Source organism: Streptomyces sp. NPDC003691, from assembly GCF_053981115.1.
The window spans coordinates 1-19,470 of record NZ_JBSFNQ010000071.1; the positions used below are offsets into that span (position 1 = coordinate 1).

General features: G+C 74.2%; 18 protein-coding genes. 8 read left to right on the top strand and 10 right to left on the bottom strand.

All coding sequences use genetic code 11. The annotated features are described in order from the left end of the window. Window positions 1–53: 53 nt before the first annotated feature. Window positions 54–1,253, bottom strand: a complete 1,200-nt coding sequence (locus ACWDR0_RS26530) for an alpha/beta hydrolase family protein (RefSeq protein ID WP_456354285.1) — start codon at window positions 1,251–1,253, stop codon at window positions 54–56. Between the two features lie 364 nt (window positions 1,254–1,617). Continuing rightward, complete coding sequence (locus ACWDR0_RS26535) at window positions 1,618–2,433, bottom strand: SAM-dependent methyltransferase (protein WP_456354286.1); 816 nt, start codon at window positions 2,431–2,433, stop codon at window positions 1,618–1,620. 306 nt (window positions 2,434–2,739) lie between these two features. Here ACWDR0_RS26535 and ACWDR0_RS26540 point away from each other — a divergent pair, with 306 nt between their 5' ends. After that, window positions 2,740–4,959 (top strand): NADP-dependent isocitrate dehydrogenase, encoded by a 2,220-nt coding sequence (locus tag ACWDR0_RS26540; protein ID WP_456354287.1) that lies wholly within the window; start codon window positions 2,740–2,742, stop codon window positions 4,957–4,959. Window positions 4,960–5,246: 287 nt separating this feature from the next. On the opposite strand, the gene ACWDR0_RS26545 is transcribed toward ACWDR0_RS26540, so the two are convergent. The 5 genes from ACWDR0_RS26545 to ACWDR0_RS26565 form a co-directional block, all read right to left on the bottom strand. Next, complete coding sequence (locus ACWDR0_RS26545; RefSeq protein ID WP_456354288.1) at window positions 5,247–6,512, bottom strand: helix-turn-helix transcriptional regulator; 1,266 nt, start codon at window positions 6,510–6,512, stop codon at window positions 5,247–5,249. 231 nt (window positions 6,513–6,743) lie between these two features. Then, a complete protein-coding gene (locus ACWDR0_RS26550; protein ID WP_456354289.1) occupies window positions 6,744–7,775 on the bottom strand; it encodes a hypothetical protein in 1,032 nt (343 codons plus the stop codon). 251 nt (window positions 7,776–8,026) lie between these two features. Further along, entirely contained in the window at window positions 8,027–8,896 is an 870-nt protein-coding gene (locus ACWDR0_RS26555; protein ID WP_456354290.1) for a F510_1955 family glycosylhydrolase, read from the bottom strand. Between the two features lie 110 nt (window positions 8,897–9,006). Further along, complete coding sequence (locus ACWDR0_RS26560) at window positions 9,007–9,735, bottom strand: DUF305 domain-containing protein (RefSeq protein WP_456354291.1); 729 nt, start codon at window positions 9,733–9,735, stop codon at window positions 9,007–9,009. Window positions 9,736–9,846: 111 nt separating this feature from the next. After that, window positions 9,847–10,275: a DUF6153 family protein gene (locus ACWDR0_RS26565; RefSeq protein WP_456354292.1), complete on the bottom strand. Its 429-nt coding sequence runs from the start codon at window positions 10,273–10,275 to the stop codon at window positions 9,847–9,849. Between the two features lie 107 nt (window positions 10,276–10,382). On the opposite strand from ACWDR0_RS26565, the gene ACWDR0_RS26570 reads away from it, so the two are divergent. From ACWDR0_RS26570 to ACWDR0_RS26580, 3 genes are read left to right on the top strand one after another with little or no spacing between them, the layout of a single operon-like run. Beyond that, entirely contained in the window at window positions 10,383–11,030 is a 648-nt protein-coding gene (locus ACWDR0_RS26570; RefSeq protein WP_456354293.1) for a hypothetical protein, read from the top strand. A 44-nt stretch (window positions 11,031–11,074) separates the two neighbouring features. Further along, a complete protein-coding gene (locus ACWDR0_RS26575; protein ID WP_456354294.1) occupies window positions 11,075–11,443 on the top strand; it encodes a BlaI/MecI/CopY family transcriptional regulator in 369 nt (122 codons plus the stop codon). After that, window positions 11,440–12,342, top strand: a complete 903-nt coding sequence (locus tag ACWDR0_RS26580) for a M56 family metallopeptidase (protein WP_456354295.1) — start codon at window positions 11,440–11,442, stop codon at window positions 12,340–12,342. The genes ACWDR0_RS26575 and ACWDR0_RS26580 overlap by 4 nt, the downstream gene beginning before the upstream one ends. Window positions 12,343–12,785: 443 nt before the next feature. On the opposite strand, the gene ACWDR0_RS26585 is transcribed toward ACWDR0_RS26580, so the two are convergent. Next, window positions 12,786–13,226 carry an ATP-binding protein gene (locus tag ACWDR0_RS26585; protein WP_456354296.1) on the bottom strand — a complete coding sequence of 147 codons (441 nt, stop codon included), beginning with the start codon at window positions 13,224–13,226 and terminating at the stop codon, window positions 12,786–12,788. Window positions 13,227–13,570: 344 nt separating this feature from the next. On the opposite strand from ACWDR0_RS26585, the gene ACWDR0_RS26590 reads away from it, so the two are divergent. The 3 genes from ACWDR0_RS26590 to ACWDR0_RS26600 all read left to right on the top strand — a co-directional run bounded on the left by ACWDR0_RS26590 (window position 13,571) and on the right by ACWDR0_RS26600 (window position 15,632). After that, window positions 13,571–14,440, top strand: coding sequence for a helix-turn-helix domain-containing protein (locus tag ACWDR0_RS26590; RefSeq protein WP_456354297.1), 870 nt, complete (start codon window positions 13,571–13,573; stop codon window positions 14,438–14,440). Further along, a complete protein-coding gene (locus tag ACWDR0_RS26595; protein WP_456354298.1) occupies window positions 14,437–14,667 on the top strand; it encodes a DUF397 domain-containing protein in 231 nt (76 codons plus the stop codon). The genes ACWDR0_RS26590 and ACWDR0_RS26595 overlap by 4 nt, the downstream gene beginning before the upstream one ends. Window positions 14,668–14,831: 164 nt before the next feature. Continuing rightward, window positions 14,832–15,632 carry an SAM-dependent methyltransferase gene (locus tag ACWDR0_RS26600; RefSeq protein ID WP_456354299.1) on the top strand — a complete coding sequence of 267 codons (801 nt, stop codon included), beginning with the start codon at window positions 14,832–14,834 and terminating at the stop codon, window positions 15,630–15,632. Between the two features lie 54 nt (window positions 15,633–15,686). Here the strand turns inward: ACWDR0_RS26600 and ACWDR0_RS26605 are convergent, their stop codons facing one another. Next, window positions 15,687–16,370 carry an HAD family hydrolase gene (locus ACWDR0_RS26605; RefSeq protein ID WP_456354300.1) on the bottom strand — a complete coding sequence of 228 codons (684 nt, stop codon included), beginning with the start codon at window positions 16,368–16,370 and terminating at the stop codon, window positions 15,687–15,689. Between the two features lie 414 nt (window positions 16,371–16,784). Between ACWDR0_RS26605 and ACWDR0_RS26610 the strand changes: the two genes are divergently transcribed. Then, window positions 16,785–17,834, top strand: coding sequence for a lactonase family protein (locus tag ACWDR0_RS26610; RefSeq protein WP_456354301.1), 1,050 nt, complete (start codon window positions 16,785–16,787; stop codon window positions 17,832–17,834). A 339-nt stretch (window positions 17,835–18,173) separates the two neighbouring features. On the opposite strand, the gene ACWDR0_RS26615 is transcribed toward ACWDR0_RS26610, so the two are convergent. Then, window positions 18,174–19,208, bottom strand: a complete 1,035-nt coding sequence (locus ACWDR0_RS26615) for a sirohydrochlorin chelatase (RefSeq protein WP_456354302.1) — start codon at window positions 19,206–19,208, stop codon at window positions 18,174–18,176. Window positions 19,209–19,470 lie beyond the last annotated feature (262 nt).

Sequence of the window (19,470 nt, forward strand, 5' to 3'; positions counted from 1 at the left end):
CCGGGCGCGGCGGAATCCGCGCCCGGCCGCCCGGGTCCTGGGCCGGGTACGGCCTACGGCAGATGGTGGAACTTCACCTCGGGGTTGGCCGCGGTGGGTCCCGCCAGCACGGGCTGCGGCTTCTTCTTCAGGTGCTCGTCGAAGAAGGCCGCGACATAGCCGCGCACCAGCGCGACCGTGCGCGCGGCGGGCAGCGGCTCCAGGGGCAGCCCGAAGTGCCCCTCTATCAGCGGAAAGTCGGAGAACGAGCCGTGGTCCGCACCGGCGACCGTCAGCCAGCGCTTCCAGCCGTCCAGCGTGGGCCAGACCGCGTCCCAGGTGGTGTCGAGGCCACCGGGCCGGTGCCACTCGTCGTCGGCGCCCAGCATCATGAACGGCCGGCCGTTCAGCCCGGCGGGCGGCAGCTCGTCCCAGAACGCGCCGTCCATATTGATCCCGGCCAGGACCCGCCGGTCGGTCACCATCGCGGTGGCCGCCGAGGCCCCGCCGATGGAGTGCCCGGCCATGCCGATCCGCTTGCGGTCGACGATGCCGGAGTGCTTCCACACCGGGTGGCGGCCGGTGAGGCGGTCGAGGACGTAGGACACGTCCGCCGCCCGGGTCGCGGTGACCACGGAGGCCGGTACGCCGTCGACGTCCAGGGCCGTACACGCCTTGCAGGAGAGCGTCCGGCCGCCGGGTACGGACATCCCGTACGACTCGTAGGCATGGTCCACCGAGACGGTCACGTAACCACGGCTCGCCAGGTCCTCGGCCAGCGAGGTCAGGGTGTACCGGGGGACGCTGAACCCGGGTGAGAGGACCACCAGCGGGAACCGCCCCCGGGCCGGGCGGGCGTCCGGCCTGCTGTGGGTGCGGGTGGCGGCCAGCAGCTCCGCCGGAACCGCCGCCTCCATACCGAGCCCCTTCACCAGGGCCCGGGTCTCCGCCACGGTGGCGTACGCGGTGGTCCGGGCCCCCGGGCCGCCCGCCCGGGCCGCCGGGTAGTGCACGGTCGCCATCAGCTCCCGGGCCTTCGCGGCGGGCTCCCAGGGGTCCTTGCGGGAGCGGTCGGCGAGATGGTGGACGGAGCTGCCGACGGCGTACTTCCCGGTGGGGCGCGGCAGTTCGAGCGCAGTGGAGCGGGGCGCCTCGGCGGTCACGGAGGCGGCGGGCGCCGCGGGCACGGCGTAGGCCGGGGGCATGACGGCGACGGGCAGCGCCAGGGCGCAGGCGAGGACGGCGATCGCGGCCGTCCGGGTCATGGGGATCATGCGCACGACCGTAGGGCGCGCGGGGCGCGACGGCGTCAGACTTCAGGAGGTGTTCCGGCGCCCGGGCTCCCCCGGAAGGCGGGGTGCCGTACGGATCCGGCCACCGGCAGCGGCGTTTCCGCCGGGCCCCGGACGGCCGGGCCCGCGCGGCGGCCCTGTCCCCTGCCCGTTACGCCGGGTGCACACCGAGGCCCGGCGAAACGCGTGAGCGGCCCGGCCCGGCGGAAAACCCCGGCCGGGCGGGAACCCCGGCCGGGACGGCCCGCGGCCCCGGTGCGCCGGGAGGCGCGCCGGGGCCGCGGACGCTGCTGCGGAAGGACGGCGGGGGTGCCGTGGGGCTACGGCTTCGGCGGGGGGCCGGGGCCTACGGCTTGCGGGCCACTCCGCAGTACGCGTCGACCGCCTCGGCCACCGCGCCCTCCTCCGGGCGCCAGTCGGTCACCCGCACCACACCCGGCTCGGCCAGCTCCAGACCGTCGAAGAAGGCGGTGATCTCGGCGACGCTGCGCACGTAGTACGGGACGGCACCGCTCCTGTTGTACGCCTCCGACGCGGCGATCATCCCCGGGCTGGTCGCCGTCGAATCGCTGATCACCAGGTGGCTGCCGGACGGCAGGCCCGCCATCAGCCCGGCGACCAGTTCCTTCGCCTGCCCGTGGTCGGCCACATGCCCCAGCACGTTCAGCAGCATCAGGGCCACCGGCCGGGAGCTGTCCAGCGTCTCGGCGGCCTGTTCGAGGATGCGGGCCGGGTCGTAGAGGTTCGCGTCGATGTACGCGGTACGGCCTTCGGGGGTGCTGGTGAGCAGTGCCCGCGCGTGGGCCAGGACCAGCGGGTCGTTGTCGACGTAGACGATCCGGGCGTCCGGCGCGGTGCGCTGGGCGACCTCGTGCGTATTGTCGGCGGTCGGCAGACCGGTCCCGACGTCCAGGAAGTCGCGGATGCCCTGCTCGGCCGCGAGATACCGCACGGCGCGCCCCAGGAAGAGCCGGCTGGTGCGGGCCACGTCCACCAGCCCCGGGAAGATCTCCTTGATCTCGTCGCCGATCTCCCGGTCGACCTCGTAGTTGTCCTTGCCGCCCACGAAGTAGTTCCAGAAGCGCGCCGAGTGCGGCTTGCCCGTGTCGATCCGGGAGCGGATGTCGTCGGCGGACGCGGGCCGGGGATCGGATTCGGTCATAGAGCGCCTCCTGGAGTGGCCAAAACCTTTGCTTGATCAGTGAATCATGAACGTGATCATCAGGGGAGTCCATGGCGGGGACCCGATCCCGGCACGGGACGGCGGACCCGTCTCCGGCCCCGGCCGGACGGCCCGCTCCCCGGCCCCGCACCCGCCGCGCGCCGCGGGCCGCGCGGCCGGTTCCGGCCGCACCCGCCCGGCGTCGTACGGGCCTCTGTCGAGCCGGAGCCCCACAGGAGATATCTTGATGTCGAGCAATGTTTGCAGAGACTGTTTGCAGAGACGTGGAGTGGAGCGGAGCACCCGGTGACTGACTCGACCATCATCTACACGCACACCGACGAGGCCCCGGCCTTGGCGACGTACTCGTTCCTGCCGGTGATCGAGGCGTACGCCTCCACTGCCGGAGTCGCCGTCGAGAGCCGTGACATCTCGTTGGCCGGGCGGATCATCGCCTCCTTCCCCGAGCACCTGGAAGAGGCGCAGCGGATCGACGACGCCCTCGCCGAGCTGGGCGAGCTGGCGAAGACCCCCGGCGCGAACATCATCAAGCTGCCGAACATCTCGGCCTCCATCCCGCAGCTCAAGGCCGCGGTCGCCGAGCTGCAGGGCCAGGGCTACGCCCTGCCGGACTACCCGGACGACCCGAAGACCGACGAGGAGCGCGAGATCCGCGCCCGCTACGACAAGGTCAAGGGCAGCGCCGTGAACCCGGTGCTGCGCGAGGGCAACTCCGACCGCCGCGCCCCCGCGTCGGTCAAGAACTACGCCAAGGCCCACCCGCACCGCATGGGTGCCTGGTCCGCGGACTCCAAGACCAATGTCGCGCACATGACCGCCGACGACTTCCGCTCCACCGAGCGGTCCGCCGTCGTCGCCGACGCCGGTGACCTGCGGATCGAGCTGGTCGCCGAGGACGGCACCACCACCGTGCTCCGCGAGGCCGTGCCGGTCCTCGCCGGGGAGATCGTCGACGCCTCCGTGATGCGCGTCGCCGCGCTCCGGGAGTTCCTGGCGGCCCAGGTCGTCCGCGCCAAGGCCGAGGGCGTGCTGTACTCCCTCCACCTCAAGGCCACGATGATGAAGGTCTCCGACCCGATCGTCTTCGGCCACGCGGTCCGGGCCTTCTTCCCGAAGACCTTCGCCGAGCACGGCGCCGCGCTCGCCGCCGCCGGGCTCAGCCCCAACGACGGCCTCGGCGGCATCCTCAAGGGCCTGGAGACCCTCCCGGGCGGCGATGTGATCAAGGCGTCCTTCGACGCCGAGCTGGCCGAGGGCCCCGCCCTGGCGATGGTCGACTCCGACCGCGGCATCACCAACCTGCACGTGCCCAGCGATGTCATCGTCGACGCCTCCATGCCGGCGATGATCCGCACCTCCGGCCACATGTGGGGCCCCGACGGCAAGGAGGCCGACACCCTCGCCGTCCTCCCGGACAGCAGCTACGCCGGGATCTACCAGGCCGCCATCGAGGACTGCCGGGCCAACGGCGCCTACGACCCCGCCACCATGGGCTCGGTGCCGAACGTCGGCCTGATGGCCCAGAAGGCGGAGGAGTACGGCAGCCACGACAAGACCTTCGAGATCGCCGCCGCGGGCACCGTCCGCGTCGTCGACGCCGCCGGCACCACCGTGCTGGAGCAGCAGGTGGCCCCCGGCGACATCTTCCGCATGTGCCAGACCAAGGACCTGCCGGTCCAGGACTGGGTCAAGCTCGCCGTCGGCCGCGCCCGCGCCACCGGCGACCCGGCCGTCTTCTGGCTGGACGAGACCCGCGCCCACGACGCGCAGCTCATCGAGAAGGTCAAGGCGTACCTCCCGGAGCACGACACCGACGGCCTCGTCATCGAGATCAAGGCCCCGGTCGACGCCATCCGCTTCTCCCTGGAGCGGATCCGCCGCGGCGAGAACACCATCTCCGTCACCGGCAACGTCCTCCGTGACTACCTGACCGACCTGTTCCCGATCCTGGAGCTGGGCACCAGCGCCAAGATGCTCTCGGTGGTCCCGCTGATGGCGGGCGGCGGCCTCTTCGAGACGGGCGCCGGCGGCTCCGCGCCCAAGCACGTCCAGCAGCTCGTCAAGGAGAACTACCTCCGCTGGGACAGTCTGGGCGAGTTCCTCGCGCTGGCCGTCAGCTTCGAGCACCTCGCGGCGACCACGGGCAACGCCCGCGCCAAGGTGCTGGGCGAGACCCTCGACCGCGCCACCGGCACCTTCCTCAACGAGGACAAGTCGCCGACCCGCCGCCTCGGCGGTATCGACAACCGCGGCAGCCACTTCTACCTGGCCCTGTACTGGGCCCGGGAGCTGGCCGCGCAGACCGACGACGTCCAGCTCGCGGAGGCGTTCGCGGCACTCGCCAAGACGCTGGGCGAGCAGGAGGAGGCCATCGTCGCCGAGCTGATCGCGGTCCAGGGCTCCGCTGCCGACATCGGCGGCTACTACCAGCCCGACCCGGCGAAGGCCGCGGCCGTGATGCGCCCGTCCGCCGCGTTCAACGAGGCGATCGCCTCCCTGGGCTGACGCCGAGGGCGCGGTCTCCGCGACCGGCCCCGTCCCCGCTCCGCCCCGTCCGGCGTTCCCGCCGGGCGGGGCGGAGCCCTTTCACCGCCTTCACGCGGGCCGGGCCCGCGACCGCCTCGGCCGTCCGAACCGCGCCGCGTCCGCCCGGGCCCGTGCGCCGCGACCGCCCCGGTCCTTGGGGGGCACCCGAACCGCGCCGCCCCGGCGGTGTCCGGCAGGCCCCCGCCGCCCCGGAGGTTCGCCGGGCCCGCGCCGGAGGTTCGCCGGGCGCGCCCCCATCGCCCCGGTCAGCCCCGGGGGCCGGTGGAACCGCCGGATTCGGCGCCCGGGCCGCCGTCCGTGCCGCCGTCCGGACCGCTGTCCGTACCGCCGTCCGGGTCGTCGTCGCGCATCCGCCCGTCCTTCGTCAGCGGCGGATCGTCCAGTCGCGGCAGATAACAGCGCTGGAACAGCTCCCCGCTGAAGTCCCGGCGGCTGCGCACCCCCGCCTTGTCGAAGACCTTCCGCAGATGGTCCTGGACCGTGTACTCGGCGATGTGCAGCCCCGCCGCGATCTCCGCCGTCGACCGGCCCAGCAGCACCCGCTGTGCGACCTCGCGCTCGCGCGGCGTCAGCCCGTAGGCGTCCAGGACGATGGCGGTCAGCTCCCGCGGATGGCTCGGTGCCAGGGATACGAAGGTCAGCTCCTCGCCGCCGCCCGGCGGAGCCGGCAGCCCGTTCACCGCGGCCTCCCGCCAGGCGGTCAGCGTGACCCAGTGCCCGGTGACGCTGACCGCCCGGGAGCGCACCTGGGTGCCCGGCGGGGCCGTGCGCGCCGTGTGCACCAGGGCGGCCAGGGCGTACGGAAGGTTCCGCCCGGGCGGCGGATGCGCCTCCTGGATGAGCGCCAGCCAGCGTTCGGCGGTGGCCGTCGCCAGCCGCGGCCGCAGCGCGTCGTCGAGCACGAGGAGCCCCGCCGCGTCCGGTACGTCGTCCCGGTCGATCCCGGTGAGCAGCAGCGACCGGCGCAGCGCTGCCGTCGCGGGGCCGCTGACCGCCGCCGCCAGGGCCGTCTCCGCGGCCGTGAACGGCGGTGCGTCGGGGGCCCGGCAGAGCACGAACAGCCCCCAGGTGCGGGGGCCGTCGCGCAGCAGCACCCGTAACTCGTCGGCCATGCCCACCGGCCGCAGCACGTCCTGGTAGTAGATGCTGTCCGCCACCCGCCCCCGCATCGACGCGCTGAGCAGACTCGCCGTGCCCCGCCGCCCGGCCAGCGCGCGGATGTTGTCGACGCCTTCCTGGTCGGCGTGCTCGATCTCGAACAGCCGCGGCATGACCTGCTGCGGGAAGCCGTGCTCGTGGAGCCCGCCGGTGTCCAGCAGGGTCGCCGGGTCGAGCATCACCGCACACCACACGTCCGCCGGTACGGCGTCGAGCAGGGCGTCGGACGCGGTCTGGAGCACATCGAGGGAGCCGAGTACGCCGGGTGCCCGCAGCCGGCGGGCGAGGGAGTCGGCGAGTGCGTTGCGGGCGGCGGGGTCCGGTGCGGAGGAGGGCGGGTGCGCAGACGTCACCCGGGCAGGTTAGGGCGTACCCCAGAAATATGGGATGGGAACGGTCGTACAGCGCGGCTAATTTCGTACGTGTTGGGGCGGCCCGTTTGCGGCAGTTGACGGACCGCCTCCGGCGGAACCGCGTAGGTCGGGGGACCAGCGCGGACCTTCCGCCCGGCCCGGCGCGGGCCCCGGGGAGTCGGGAGACCCCGGGGCCCGCGCCCGCCCCCGTTGGCCCCGCCTTCCGGTGCCTCATCCGCCTCCGGCGCCGACGTCCCCGCCGCCGTCCCCGTCCTCCCCGCCGTCCGGGGCATTGTCCCCGGCGCGGCTCCGGCGGGCCCGGTGCCGGGCCTGCCACCAGGCACCCGTTGCCACCGAGGCCAGCGCCAGCGCCATCGTCACCACCGGCCAGCGGGAGTGCTCGATCCGCAGCCCCACCAGCAGCACGACCGCCGTCAGCGCGGCCGGAATCAGCATCGAGACCACGGCTTTGGTGTAGGCGGCGGACAGTCCGGGCGCGGTCCGGCCGGGGCGGCGCGGGGCCGGTTCGCTGAAGTAGTAGAGCGCGGCGCGGTCCGCGAGCCGTCCCGTGGCCCAGTGGTACGTCAGCGCCATGTACGGCAGCCAGACCAGCGGGGCCACCAGTCCCACGGCGAACACCGCCGCCACGAGCAGGACCTTCGCCGTGGTCACGGCGGTACCGCGCAGCCTGCCCCGCTCCGGCCGCCGGGCCCCCGGCGGGGACACCAGCCCCAGCAGTCTGGCCATGCGGACGGTGACGGCCCACAGCGCCGCGGGCCGCAGCAGCGCCCGGCGGGGCGCGGCCCGCGGCGGTTCCGCCGGGCCCGGGGCGGCGAGCGCCCGCCGGGCGGCCTCCGTGTCCGGGTGCACCCCCATCAGTACCAGCAGCTCCGCCGCCCGCTCGGGCGAGGTCGGATCCCGCCCGTCGAGCCCGGCGAGTTCCAGTACGGTCCGGGCCTGGTTGAGGAGCGCCGCACAGAACGCCACCGGGATCAGCAGCAGGAACGGCCCGCCGACGAAGGCCCCCTCCGCCACGGTGTTCCGCCGCCCGCGGGCCACGATCAGGGCCCGCAGCCGCGCCGGGTCCGCGCCCGGGTTCTCCTCCCGTACCCGGGTCACCGACCGCTCCGCCGCGGGTCCCGTATGGCGCAGGGCGAACCGGGCGAGATGCTCCGGGAGGTGTTCCGGGTCGGCGAGCCCGGCACGCAGCAGCGAACGCGCCGGGTCCGGTCCGGCCCCGCCACCGGGAGCCGGGTCAGCCACCGCCCGCCGCCGGGGCGCGGCGGCCGGCCCGTGCGGCCGGCCCGTCCGCTCTGGTCACGGGGCCTCCCGCCCGGGTTCCGCGAGGAGATGGGGGTCGCGCTCCAGTCAACGCCGGACGGCCGCGGGCCGCATCCCGGGCGAGCCCGGCGGCGTGCGGACATGTCTGTACGGGTCCGGCCCGCCCGGTTCGCCGCGTCCGCCTGGCCCGCCGCGTCCGGGCGGTCCGGCCCGGGCCGGTCAGGGCCTCCGGCTCAGTGGCCGCCGCCCGAGGTGACGTCGAGCCGCTTGGTGAAGGCGGCACCGCCGTCCGCCGACTCGTACACCCCGTCCTGGGTGGCCACGACCAGCTTCCGGTCGTCGACCGCGGTGAGCGCCTGCGGCTGTCCGCCGGGCGCGGTGCCGGTCTGCCGCCAGGTCCGTCCGCCGTCGGCGCTGACGCTGATCTTCCCGCCGGGGTCCACCCCGTACAGCGCCTTCTCACCGGCCCAGTCGAGGAAGGCCATCAGCGGTCCGCTGCCGGGCGCGAAGGTCTTTCCGCCGTCGGTGCTCCGGGAGACCCCCTTCTCGGTGGTGGCCAGTACGGTGCCGGGGTCGGTGGGGCCGACGGCGATGTCCAGCGCCTTCAGGCTGCTGCGGGTCTCCCAGGTGCTGCCGTCCTTGCTGACCCGCAGCAGACCGTTGGTGCTGTCGTAGCCGTAGATCGTGGCGTGGGCGTACTCCAGGGAGTGGAAGTCGACCTCGCCGACCAGGGACCGGTCCTGCCAGGTGCGGCCGGTGTCCGCGCTCTCGATCAGACCGAGGTTCGCGGGGGCGTCCCGGCCGGGCGCCGGGTGCCCGCTGGCGAGGAAGGAGCCGCCCTTGCCGAGCGTGAAGCCCATGAAATCGTCCTTGCGGTCGCCCACGAGCTGCGGGCTGCCTCCGGCGCCGGGCGTATAGATGCCGTTGTGCGTGGCGACGTACAGCTTGCCGTCGCGGGGGTGGACCTCGACACCGTGGATATGACTGATGGCGGACGGGCCCTTCGACCCGTCCCCGCCCTTCTCCTCCTGGCCGCCGCAGGCGGTGAGGGTCAGCGCGAGAGCTGCGGCGGTGGCGGACAGGGCGGCGATGTGCTTCTTCATGGAGTCCTGATCAGGGAGTGGGGGAGTACGGGGGCGGGGCGGGCGCAAGGGGCCGGGTGCCGGGCCCGCCGGGGCCGTCGGGCCGGGCGGACCCGGCACCCGGACACCCTCTAGAGCCGCTTCAGGATCGCGGTGAAGGCGTCGACCTCGGCCTGCTGGGCCTTGACCACCTCGGCCGCGAGCGCCTTGGCCGTCGCGTTGCGGCCGTTCTTCTGCTGGTCCCCGGCCATGACGATGGCGCCCTTGTGGTGCTCGATCATGAGCCGGGCGAACGCGCGGTCGAAGTCCGTGCCCTTCGCCGCCTTCAGCGCGGCCATGTCCTCCTCGGACATCATGCCTTCCATCCCGGCCGCGTCCCCGGACGAGCCGTGGTCCATCCCGGGCATGGAGCCGCCGGACTCGGGCTTGTTCCAGGCCTTCAGCCAGGACTTCATGGTGCGGATCTCGGGATCCTGGGCGGCGGAGATCGCCGTGGCCAGCTTGATGATCTCCGGGTCCTTCGCCCGTCCGTCGGCGAGGCGGGACATCTCCAGCGCCTGCTCGTGGTGCGGGATCATCGCCTGGGCGAACATCACGTCGGCGTCGTTGAAGGCGCCGGGTGCGGGGTTGCTCCCGCCGCCCGTGTCCGCCGGGGCCGACGCCGCGCCGGAGTCCTTCTTTCCGTGGTCCATGCCGCTCATGTCGTCGTCCTTGCCGCAGGCGGCGAGGAGCAGGCCCGCCGCGAGGACGGCGGAGACGGCGGCGGTACGGCGGACGGCCCGGCGCCGGGGACGGCGGCCGGAGCCCGGTGCGGTCCCGCTCCCGGACGGAGCGCCGCTGGGGTGGTCGAAGCCCTTCATGTCACAACCTCGTGCTGTCTGTTCGATGCTGCGGGTGATGGCGTACGCGCCGTGGGGCGGCGTACGGGGGCGTCTGCGGGCACGCCGGAGCGGCCCGCGGCGGCAGACGGCCTAGATCCGCAGGATCGAAAGAGAGGCGAGGTCGGGAGCGCGCGGCGGCGGGCCCCGGCGGGGTGCGACGAGAAGGCCGCGCAGCCGCGGCGGGAGGTCTGTGCGGCGGCCGGCGGTGGCCGACAGCAGCACGGTCAGCAGGACCGTGCCGAGAACGGCGACACAGAGGGCGAGCATGTCCATCGCCATGCCGGAGTCCGGGGCGGCCGGGCCGCCCGGTTCCCCGTGGCCGTCCTGGGGCCGGTCGGGCGGCGCGGCGGCGGGCCCGTGCACCGGGGCCGGGGCAGCCGTGGCGTCCTGGTGGGACATGCCGGAGCCGCTGTCCGGATGGCCGACCGTGTGCATCGCGAAGACGCCCAGCGCAAGCACGACGAGCAGCAGATGCCCCCAGGCACCCGCCGCCCTGACCGTCCTGCCCGTACGCGCCATTCCGACCTCCGGACCCGACGATACAGAAGGGCTCCCCCCGCTGCCGCTGCCCCCCGGCTGCTACTAAGCTTCTTGGCATTGCCGGTGGGCGGCTGGAGGAGGACACGATGGGCATACGGGCCTGGGGGCCGCGGCAGTGGCTGGTGGCGGCCGGAGCCGCGGTACTCGCCGCGGCGGTCGTCGGAGTACCGACCGGAGTCGTCCCCTCCGCGCTGTACACCCGGATGACCCCCGTCCTCTGGTGGAACTACCCGGTCTGGGCGGCGAGCTCGCTGCTCATGGGCCTGCTGGCGGCCACCTACGTGTCCAGCCCGGCGGCGAAGGCCCCGGAAGACGCGAAGGCCCCGGAAGATACGAAGGGCCCGGCAGGCGCGGAAGGTGCGGCCCCCGCCGGAGCCGGGCCCGGCTCCGGCGGGCGCGGCCCGGTCCGGCGCTCCCCGCGCGCGCTCGCCGCGGGCGTCCTGTCCGTCCTCGCCGTGGGCTGCCCGGTCTGCAACAAACTGGTCGTCCTGGCGCTCGGGACGAGCGGGGCGATGGCCTACTGGGCCCCGGCGCAGCCGGTGCTTGCGGCCGCCTCGCTGGCCCTGCTGGCCCATGCGCTGGTGAAGCGGCTCCGGACGGCCGCCGCCTGCCCGGTGCCCGGGTCCGCCGCGGCAGCCCCCGGGGACCTTGCGGCCCCCGCCGCCGGTGCCCGTGACGGCGGGCCCGGCGCCCCGGGCGCGGGCGGCCCGGCGACTACGATGAGCAGCCGTTGAGAACAGGGACGGGGGCGTCGGTGCCACCGGCGAGAGGAGTGCGCGTGCGACAGCTGGGTGATCTGGAGGCGGAGATCATGGACCGCCTCTGGAACTGGGGGCGTCCGGCCACCGCCCGCGAGGTGCGCGACGATCTCAACCGCAAGCGCCCCATCGCGTACAGCACCGTCAAGACGGTCGCCGACATCCTCTTCACCAAGGGCATGCTGGAGCGCGAGAAGGAGGGCCGGGCCTGGGTCTACCGGGCCACATGCACCCGCCAGCAGTACACGGCGGCCCGGATGCAGGACGCGCTGGAGGGCAATCCCGATCCGGCCGGGGTGCTGCTGAGCTTCGTGGAACAGATCTCCGCCGACGAGGTGCAGGCGCTGCGCTCGGCGCTGCGCTCCGCCAAACGGCGGAGCGGCTCGTGACCGCGGTCCTCGCCCTGGCCGCGTACGCCGTCCTGGTCGGCGTCGTCCTGCCGTATCCCCTGGCCATGGCCCGCTGGACGCATCGCGCGCCGACCGCGGCCGTACTGGCCTGGCAGGGCCTCACGGTGACCTTCGTGGTCGCCACGGCGCTCGCCGTATACCGCCTGGTCCTCGCCGAACAGCATGTCCACGAAGGCATCGTCGGCCTGCTGAGCACCTGCGGACTGGCGGCGGACGCGCCGCCCGGAGGCTCCCCGGCCGGTCCGGCCGACGTCGCACTGCTGATGGCGCCCGCCACGATTGTCCTGCTGCCGCTCGGCTGGCTGGCCGCGACCGCCTGGCAGGCCCGGCGGGAGCGGCGGCGCCACGCCGGGCTGCTCGCCGTGATCGGTGCCGAGGCGGCGGACTACGGGGCGACGGTGGTCGACCACGAGGTGCCCGCGGTCTACTGCCTGCCCGGACGGGCGCACCGCGTCGTCGTCACCCGCGGTGCCCTGGACGTTCTCACCGAGGAGCAGCTGCGGGCCGTTCTCGCCCATGAGCACGCCCATCTCCGGGGCCGCCACCACTGGGTGCAGATCGGGGCGAAGGCGTTCGCCCGGGCCTTCCCGGGACTGCCGCTGGCCCGCCGCGCCCGGGAACAGACCGCGCTGCTGCTGGAGATGATCGCGGACGACCGGGCGCTGCGCTCCCACTCCCGGGACGCGCTGGCGACCGCCATGTGCGAGGTCGCCGCGGGGCGCGCGCCCCGCTCCGCGCTGGGCGCCGGGGGCAGTGGCGCGCTGATCCGGCTCCGCCGCATCCTCACCCCGGAGGCCCGGCCGCGCCGGGTGACCTGGCTCGGGGTGCTCCTCGCCTCCGTGACCGCGCCGTTCCTGCCGCTGCTGGTGGCCTGCTGACGGCCGGTCCGCAACCCCGCGGACATCCGGCCGGCCGGCTGCCCGGCCGATCCGGCCCGGTGCCCGTGCGGCGGCCACCGCGGCGGCACCGGCTGTCCGGGCTCGCCCGCGACGCCGAGGAGGCGGCCGGGAGCCCTCCCGCTTCCTGTAGGCCGGACACGGGGCAGTGCGGCCCGGGAGGGCTCCCGGTGGCGAGGTGCCGTCCGGATCATATCGCTAATCCGCTTAGTGCTATAGCGGAGGGTGGGGTCCGGTGCGCACCGAACTCCCGTACCGGCGCCCGCGCGGCGCCCTGTACTCGGCGCGCCGTAGTGCCTCCATGATCCGCCCGTACCCGTACCCGTGCCCGCGCGGCGGCCCGCCGGTGCGCCGTCAACGCAAAGACGCCCGGCCAGGGGTGACCGGGCGTCCTTCGGTATGCCGCGCGGATCCGCGACGGCTTCTCAGTGGGCGGCGACGACCGCCCAGACCACCGACCCCGGGCCGTGGTCCCTGCGCCGCATCCCCCAGTCCTTCGACAGGCACTCCACCAACTGGAGACCGCGTCCGCACTCCTCGTCCGGCGCCGGACGGCGGGACCTGATGAGCGAGTGCGACCCGCCCCGGTCCTCCACCTCTATCCGCACCGCGCCCTCCTCCAGCCGGACCCGGCAGCGGAACTGGAACCCGGCGGCGTGCCGGATGGCGTTCGTCGCCAACTCGCTGATCAGCAGGGTCACGGAGTGCCGGACGTCGTCGCAGTGCACCCGGCTGTCGAGATACGTCTCGGTCAGCCGCCGGGCGATGGAGACCGAGCGGTGGTCCGCCGGGAGATCGAACAAACACGTACGGACGGTGCTGTCGTCCGGCTGCTGCCGGGGAGGGATGTCGGCGGCGATCGTCACGGGCAGTCCTATCGGTGGGGGCACGCCCGGCCCGCCGCGGCGACCGGTGGGACGGGCGGGCGCCGGATGCCGTGGCGCGGTGCCTTCGCGCGCACTCGCGAAGGGGTCGGAGGGACCGCATCGGTGCCGGGCCCCCGCTGTGGTCGAGAACAGGGGCGTAGCCGCGCCTCGTGCACGGCGGCCGGTCTGCCGCGTGAGCCGAGTCACTGCGCCAACTATGGACCGGGTCAGGAAAGTTGGCAAGAACACTCTGCACGGTGCACTGTCGTCTGTGTGTCCTGTGCAGGTTCCTGGACGCATGGCACACTGCACCAGATGATCCGGTGTTCGAAAGGGGCCGTACCGTGAGTGAGCCGAGATCAGCGCCCACGGTTCTCCAGATGGTCCTGGGCCGGCGTCTGCTGCAACTGCGGCAGACCGCGGGCCTGTCGGCGCAGGACGTGGGCAGGAAGCTCCGCCAGTCGCACACCACCATCACCCGGATGGAACGGGCCGAGGTCACTCTGAAGTGGCTCACCGTCAAGGCGCTGCTGGAGATCTACGGTGTCGGGGAGGAAGAGTCCGCCGAGTTCCTGGCGCTGACGGATCAGGCCAATGTCTCCGGCTGGTGGCAGAGCTATCGCGATGTGCTGCCCAACTGGTTCGGCGTCCATGTCAGCCTGGAGAGCGGTGCGACCGGAATCCGCGCGTACGAACCGCATGTGGTGCCGGGGCTGCTCCAGACCCCGGAGTACGCGCGGTGTGTGCTGAGCCTCGGGCTGCCCCGGGCCACCGCCGAGGTGGTGGAGCGCCAGATCGCCCTGCGCCGGGAGAGACAGGCCCTGCTCACGAGGGTCGATCCTGAACCGCCGCACTTCTGGGCCGTGGTCGACGAAACGGTTCTGCGCCGCCCGGTGGGTCCGCCGGAGGTGATGCGCGAGCAGCTCGACCATCTGCTCGCGGTGGCGCATCTGCCGTCGGTGACCTTCCAGGTGGCCCCGTTCCGCGCCGGGCTCCATCCCGGGGGCTTCGGCCCGTTCTCGGTCTTCAGGTTCGAGATCCCGGAACTCCCGGACGTCGTCGGCATCGACAGCCTCACCCGGGCGACGTACACCGAGGACCCCGTCGAGGTCGCCCTGCACCGGGAGGCGCTCGACCAGATGAGCACGTACGCACTGTCGAGAAAGGACACCCTGCGCCTCCTCGACGTCATTCGCAAGGAGCTTGACCCATGAGCCACGTCAGCCACGCGGATCTCACGCTGGGAACCTCAGCGTGGACCAAGCCCTGGAGCGGCAGCAACGGGGGCAACTGCGTCGAGGTGAAGCAACTGGCCGACGGATATGTGGCGGTCCGGCAGTCCCGGGACCCGAACGGACCGGCGCTGATCTTCACCGCGCAGGACATCGCCGAGGTGGTGCGCGGCGCGAAGGCCGGCGAGGCGGACTTCCTGCTCTCCTGAGGCCGGCGACACCGCGGTACGCCCCCGGGGCCGCACGGGCCGCGCGGCTCCGGGTCCGTACCGCCGCGGACCCGCACCCCGCACCTGCACCCTGCGCGAGTACCAGCACGAGCACGAGCACGAGCACGAGAAACAGTACGGAACGACCAGCGGAGGACACCTTCATGACCGACCCCGGGGACGGCGCCCCCATCGACACGGCCAGGGCCCACTCGGCCCGGATCTACGACTACATCCTCGGGGGCAAGGACCACTACCCCGTGGACGCCGCCGCGGCCGAGCAGGTCCTGAAGGTGCTCCCCGGCGCCCGCCAGGCGGCCCGCGCCAACCGGGGCTTCATGCGCCGCGCCGCCCGGCTGCTGGCCGGCCGCGGGCTGCGCCAGTTCCTCGACATCGGTACGGGCATCCCCACCCGGCCCAACCTCCACCAGGTGGTCCAGGAGGTCGTCCCCGACGCGCGGATCGCCTACGTGGACCACGACCCGGTCGTCCTGCGCCACGCGGAGGCCCTGCTGCGCGGTACGCCCGCCGGGCGCACCGAGTATCTCCAGGCCGATGTCCGCGAGCCGGAGAAGATACTCGCCGGGGCCCGGGAGGTGCTTGACTTCGGCGAGCCGGTGGTGCTGTCGACGATCGCCCTGCTGCACTTCGTCGGTGACGACGACGACCCCCGTGGACTGCTGGAGACGCTGCTGGAGCCGCTGGCCCCCGGCAGCGCCCTGATGCTCTCGCACGGTACGGCGGACTTCGACCCGCCCACCATGGCGGGCATCGTGGAGATCTACCGGGCCAACGGGGTGCTGCTGCGGATGCGTTCGCACGCCGAGGTGAGCGAGCTGGTGGCCGGGCTCGACCTGCTGGACCCCGGGTTGGTGCCGCTGGAGGAGTGGCCCCACGCGCCCGAGGCGGAACCGCTCGACACCGCCGGGACACCGGTGTACACCTGCGTCGCGTTCAAGCGGTGAGGCGCTGAGGCGTCCCGGCGGGGCGGGGCGCCCGGGCCCGTACCGCCGCGCCGGTCAGCCGGCCAGCAGCCAGTCGTACGCCCCCCGGGCGCTGAACTCCTGCTGGCCGCCGGGGTACAGCAGGTCGGCCGCCGCGAAGGCGGGGTCCCCGGCTCCGTCCGGCGAGTACGGGATCGCGATGCAGCGCATCCCGGCGGCGCGGGCCGCGGCCGCCCCCGGCGGCGCGTCCTCCAGGACGACGCAGTCGGCGGGTGCCGCGCCCAACTGCCGGGCCGCCTCCAGGAAGACGTCCGGCGCCGGTTTGCCGTGCGGGACCTCCTCGGCCGAGACGGTCGTCGGGAAGAACGCGTCGAGCCCGGTGCCCGAGAGCACCGCCGCGATGCTCTCCGGTGACGATCCCGAGGCCACGGCCATCGGTACCCCGCCTTCGCGCAGCAACTCCAGGAACTCCCGCATCTGCGGGAAGACCGCCGTCGACGCCCGGGCCAGCTCCAGATAGTGCCGGTTCTTGCCCGCCAGGAGTTCGTCGAGAGGAGCGGCGATGCCGTGCTCCTCGCGCAGCACCGCCAGCGTTTCGCGGGTGCTGATGCCGATGAAGTCGGTGTGCCGTTCCCAGCCGAAGTCCGTGACTCCGTACTCGGCGAGCAGCCGCCGCCCCGCCTCGTAGTAGTTGGGCTCGCTGTCCACCAGCGTGCCGTCCAGATCGAAGATGACCGACGGGGTACGTGCAGGACTCATGGACCCCAGCATGCCAGGTGGCCGGTCCGCTGCGCATCGTTCGCCCCGTAAACCTCGTCCGTCACCACGGCCTCACCCGCCCCGCGCCGCGCGGGAACAGGCGCCCGGCCGGTCCCGCGCGCCCGTGCGCGACCCGTTCCGCCGCCCCGCCGGTACCGCTGTGACCAGCGCTTCCGTACGGCGCCGACCGGTGGCGGAGGGGTCCGGCCGCGGGCGGGGGATAGGGCGGCCGCACCACCGGGTAACCACTGCGGAATCCGCCGGGTCCACCCTCCCTCGCGGCGTCCTCGGGCGCGGACCTGCATAAAGATGCTTGGTCTAGACCGCAGACACTTGGTCTAGACCGCTGCTACCGTCGGCCCCGGCAGCCACTGATCAAAAGATCAACAGTCATCGGCGTGGAAGGACAGCGCAGTGGGCGACAGCAGGGCCGGACGGGCATTCATCGGATCGTTCACCTCGGCGGGCGGGCGGGGCGTCATCGCCGCGGCCGTCGACGCGGAGACCGGTGCGCTGACCGAGACCGGAGCCAGCGACGCCGTGGCCGACCCCTCGTATCTGGCCCTCGGCTCCACCACCGGCGACGCCGTCCTGTACGCGGTCTCCGAGACCGACGAGGGCGCCGTCGCCGCCTTCGACGTACGCGGCGCCGCACCCAGGCCGCTGGGCGGACGGGTGCCGGTCTGCGGCGCCGGACCCACCCATCTGGCCGTCGCCGGCGGGCATCTGCTGACCGCGAACTACGGCTCGGGCAGTGTCAGCGTGCTGCCGGTCGGCGACGGCGGCCGCCCCGGCGCCGCCAGCGGCGTCCTCCAGCACGAGGGCACCGGACCCGACCCCGACCGCCAGCGCGGCCCGCACGCCCACCAGGTCCTGCCGGCCCCCGGCGGCCGCTGGGTCCTCGGTGTCGACCTCGGCACCGACTCCGTGCGCGTCTACGCCCTCGACAGCGCGGCGGGCGAACTGGTGGAGCACGGGGAGACCGCGCTGCCCCCCGGCAGCGGCCCCCGCCATCTGGCCTTCCACCCGGCCGGCACCCATGTCTACGTCCTCAACGAGCTGGTGCCCACCATCACGGTCTGCCGGTGGGACGCGGGCACGGGCGTACTGGAACCCCTCGGCGAGGTCCCGGTCCTGCCCGAGGGCACCGAGGGCCGCTCCTACCCCTCCGAGGTGGTCGTCGCCCCCGACGGCACCCGGCTCTGGGTGGCCAACCGCGGCCACGACAGCATCTCCGTCCTCGACCTCGGGGCCGACCGCGAGCGCCCGCGCCTGGTCACCACCGTGCCCTGCGGCGGCCACTGGCCGCGCGATCTGGCGCTCGACCCCACCGGCCGCCGCCTCTATGCCGCCAACGAGCGCTCCGGCGACGTGACCTGGTTCGATATCGACCCCGCGACGGGCATCCCGCGCCGCACGGGCTCCCTCGCCGCCCCCGCGGCCTCCTGCGTCGTCTTCGCCTGACCACGCCGGGCCCTGTCCGCCCCCGCCGGGAAGCGGCTGTCACCGGCCGCCTCGCGCCGCAATCCCCGGAACGGGGCAGGCTGCCCGACGCCGCCCTTCCAGGGGCGCCGGGCCGGGGTCTCGGGGGCACTGAGGGTCCGCTCACCGCCGAAGGCGCAGGGGGAGGAACCGCGCGACGAGCCACAGCGCTGCCGCGCCCGGCGGATCGGCTTACCGCGCAGAAGGGACGCCGCCCCGCCGCCCCCGGCAGGGACCGGCACCCCCATCGCGGGCCGGACAACACCCCGGGCCCCCGGCGCTACGGCGCGCCGGGGGCCCGGGGTGTGAACTGCCTCCGGCTCAGCGCCCGGCGCCCTGCGGCTGGGGGGTGATGCCGAGCGTCGTCGTGTACTGCGACAGCACCAGCTTGCCGATCGCCGGATACGCGCCCAGCACCTCGGCCGCGGGCGCGCCCGCCTCCTTCACGGCGGCGTCCAGCAGCCCGTCGGGCAGTTCGGGGCCGATCAGATACGGGGCGAGCGCAAGCTGCGTCGAACCCGAGCCGCGCAGCTGCTCCGCGACCGCGGCGACGGAACCCTCCTGGTCGAGCGCGGCGGCCATCACGGGCACCGCGAGCCGGGCGGCCAGCAGCATGCCGGTGATCCCCGCGGCGCGTACCGCCTCGTCACCCCCCACGGTGGCGAGGACGATGCCGTCCGCGGCGGTGGCGACGGTGAACAGCCGGGCCCGGTCGGCCCGGGCCAGTCCCGCCTCCGAGAGCCGTACGTGCACGGCCTCCGCGAGCAGCGGGTGCGGGCCCAGCACCTCGGCCAGCTCCACCGGCGCCGCGCTCCGGGCGACGGTCCCGCGGATCCGGTCCATCAGCGCCGCGTCGGGGCCCACCAGCAGTGGCACCACGACGGCCGCGGGGCCCTCGGGCTCCGCCACCTCCCGGCCCGCGGCGAGGGCGAACTCGTAGCGCTCGGTGCGCACCGCGACGATCCGGGCGAGCACCGTCGCCAGGTCGGGGCCACCGGCGTCCGGCGCCTCGGCGGCGACCGGACCGGTGGCCTCCGGCGCGTCCCCGCCCTCGTAGGAGCCCTCGTACGCGCCTTCGTGCGCGGTCTCGACGGCGGCGAACGCCGGGTCCTCCGGCGCGTCGCCGTCGAGGTAACCGATGCCGACATCGAGGCCGGGCAGCTCGGAACGGGCGATGCTTATGATCTCTTCGGCCAGCGCCCGGACGGCGGGCACCGGGGCTCCGGGCACGGCGAGCACCAGCGCGGGCGCGCCTTCGGGAGCCGCCACGGGCTCCGGGCGGCGGTGCCGGCCGGACTGGCGGGGACGCGGCATTCGTACAGGCAGGCCGGGTGCGGGCCCAGTGGGGGAGCTCATGGCGCCGCATGCTACTGGTTTTACCCCCGGGACTGTTCGGGGAGGGGGGTGTCAGACGTCATCTGTCCGTATTTATCCGATGAGTTTGGCCCGTCTTGTCTGTCCCGCTCTGTCACCCCGGAACCCCGAACCCCCGGGAACCCTCGAACTCCGGAACTCCGGAACTCCGGAACTCCGGAACTCGGGAACACCCGAACCCCGGCACTCCACCCGGCCGTGTCTCCGCGCGCCCTGCCGTCCGCCGGGGCGTGTCGCGGGCACC